Below are 2,398 nucleotides of genomic sequence, written 5' to 3'. Positions count from 1 at the left end.
CAAAAATCATGGCGGTGCGGCGCCCCCCGTGGGAGCTGCGCCCGCTCATGGAAGCGTTTATACACCGGGAGGCCAAGAACATGATGAAGACCCAGATCCTGCGCGCCGCTGCGGGCGCGCTTCTCGCCGCGGGACTCCTCGCCTTCGGGAGCGCCGCGTGCGCCGCGCCCATCGACGACGGCGTCGCCTACCTCAAGGCGGGCAAGTACCCCGAGGCGATGAAGGTCTTCAAGGCCGAAGCCGCCAAGGACGTTCCCGACGCCTTCTTCTACATCGGCGACATGGTGAATCAGGGCCTCGGGCAGAAGAGCATTCCGCTCCAGGCGACCGACTGGTGGGAGAAGGGCGCCTACCTCGGGAGCGAGAAGTGCCAGCTTGCGCTCTCGATGGCCTACCGCAACGGCGTGGGCGTGCGCGTCGAGCCGCGCCAGGCGCTTCTCTGGGACCGTGAGGCCGCCCGCGCGGGCTCGATCGTCGCGATGAAGAACATCGGCGACTACTTCGCGACGGGCAACGGCGTCGAGATCGACGCCAAGGAGGCGGCGAAGTGGTACTACCGCGCCGCGAAGGGGGGCTACCCCGAAGGGCTGCGCGCTCTGGGTGATCTTCTGAAGAGCGGCGAAGGCGCGCCGAAGAACCTCCAGGCCGCCTACGTCCTCATCCAGGCCGCGGCGAAGCCCGTCGAGGAGAAGGGTTGGGAGGCGGACCGGAACGCCGCCGCCGACGCGCGCATCCTCGGCCATTCGCTTACGGCCGACGAGCTCGCGGCCGCTGAGAAGACCTCGGTCGCCGACGTCCTCAAGTCCCTCGCCGCGCTCGACCCGGAGCCGGGCAGGATGTGATGGAGGACGCTCCAAGGGCCTTCCGTGCGGCGGTCTGACGAACGGACTTCGTGAGGTCCGCCGCATTCACCCGGGCGCCTGATTTGTATTGGCGGCCGCACCGCCCGGGCAAAGAAAAGACGCCCGGAAACTGCCGTTCCCGGGCGTCTGTGAATTGAAGCTCAGTTCAGCTCACTGCACGTTGGCCTTCTTGATGAGCTCCTGGAAGTGCTGCTGCACCTTCTGGTTCGCGAGGGCGTTGCGGATCACCGGCTTCTGGCTCTCAAAGGAGGGATAGAGCTCGGCCTTGCGCTTCGCTTCGAGCTTCACGACGTGGAAGCCGAACTGCGTGCGCACCGGCTCCTGAGCGACTTCACCGGGCTTGAGGACCTTGAAGGAGGCGCCGAAGGCCGGAACGAAGGAGCGTGGGACGACCCAGCCGAGAAGGCCGCCCTGGCCCTTGTTGCCGGTGTCTTCGGAGAATTCCTGCGCGAGCTTGCCGAAGTCGGCGCCCTTGTTGATGCGCTGGATGAGGTTCTTCGCCTGGTCCTCGGTCTTCACGAGGATGTGGCGGACCTGGTATTCGGTGTCGCCGTACCCGGCCTTGTCCTGGTCGTAGGCGGCCTTGAGGTCGGCTTCGGAGACCGGGTTCTTCTTGGCCCAGTCCTGGGCGAGACCCTGGATGAGGATCTGGTCGCGCGAAGCCTCGATGGCGCGCTTCACGTCCGGATCGTTGGCGATCTTCGCCTTCTTGGCTTGCTGGAGCAGAACGGTCTGCTGGATCAGGATGTTCTTCACCTGACGCTCGAGCTGCTCGCCGGCGGGCTGGCCGGACGCGACCGCGCGGTCGTAGAGGGCCTTCTGCTCCTCGACGGAGACCGTCTCACCGTTGACCTTGAAGGCCTTGAGCTCCGCCTGGGAGGCTCCGGCGGCGAGAAGGATGGCTGCGCCGAGAGCAATCGCTTTCTTGTTCATGATCATGTCAAACATCAAATGCTTAGAAAGGCCCGCTGCCCCGGACGGCTCGATGCCGGCGGTGGTCGCAGCAGGTGCAAAGGGATCGGTCAATTCTGCCGAGGGGTGCTCTGCTTTGTCATCCACACCGCGGCGCCAATTGTAAAAATCAATGTCAAGCTGATGAGTCCGAAGAGCTTGAAGTTCACCCAGATTTCGGTCGGGAAGGAGTAGGCGACGATGAGGTTGAGGACGCCCACGACGATGAAGAAGACGATCCACATCGTCTGGAGCTTAGACCAGGCGGCGTCGGGCATCTCGACGGCGTTCTTCATCAGGATGCGGATGAAGTTGCGCCCCGTGAAGCTCCCCCAGAGGAGGATCGACGAGAAGATCCAGTAGAGGATCGTGGGCTTCCACTTGATGAACATCTCGTTGCGCAGCCAGAGCGTGAGGCCGCCGAAGACCACGATCACGGCGAGCGAGATCCAGAGCATCGGCTCGATCTTCGCGCGCTTCATCTTGAGCCACCCGATCTGCAGGAAGGTTGCGGCGATCGCCGTCACGGTCGCGAGGAAGACGGGGGCGGTCGTGGCGGTGACGCCGTCGCCCAACAGGCGCTC

The 2,398-nt window shown here is 64.6% G+C and carries 3 protein-coding genes; 1 reads left to right on the top strand and 2 read right to left on the bottom strand.

The genetic code is table 11. The features are described 5' to 3' along the window. On the top strand, window positions 1–842 hold an 842-nt coding region (locus ACT6Y9_RS10435; RefSeq protein WP_443744485.1), incomplete at its 5' end, for a tetratricopeptide repeat protein. 171 nt (window positions 843–1,013) lie between these two features. Here the strand turns inward: ACT6Y9_RS10435 and ACT6Y9_RS10430 are convergent. Both ACT6Y9_RS10430 and ACT6Y9_RS10425 read right to left on the bottom strand, forming a co-directional pair. Beyond that, the gene (locus ACT6Y9_RS10430; RefSeq protein WP_295480946.1) at window positions 1,014–1,802 is read right to left on the bottom strand and encodes a peptidylprolyl isomerase; all 789 of its coding nucleotides are present in this window, start codon (window positions 1,800–1,802) and stop codon (window positions 1,014–1,016) included. A gap of 83 nt (window positions 1,803–1,885) precedes the next feature. Then, window positions 1,886–2,392, bottom strand: coding sequence for a septation protein A (locus tag ACT6Y9_RS10425; RefSeq protein ID WP_443744486.1), 507 nt, complete (start codon window positions 2,390–2,392; stop codon window positions 1,886–1,888). Between the last annotated feature and the right edge of the window lie 6 nt (window positions 2,393–2,398).

It is taken from the genome of Sutterella sp. (assembly GCF_052272535.1).
GTDB lineage: Bacteria > Pseudomonadota > Gammaproteobacteria > Burkholderiales > Burkholderiaceae_F > Sutterella.
Note: the sequence above shows the minus strand (reverse complement) of the source record. Positions and strands in the feature narration are given on the sequence as shown.

Bases quoted from the DNA above. Each gene is read 5' to 3' on its own strand.
- ACT6Y9_RS10430 (WP_295480946.1), bottom strand. From the start codon at position 1,802: ATGATCATGAACAAGAAAGCGATTGCTCTCGGCGCAGCCATCCTTCTC.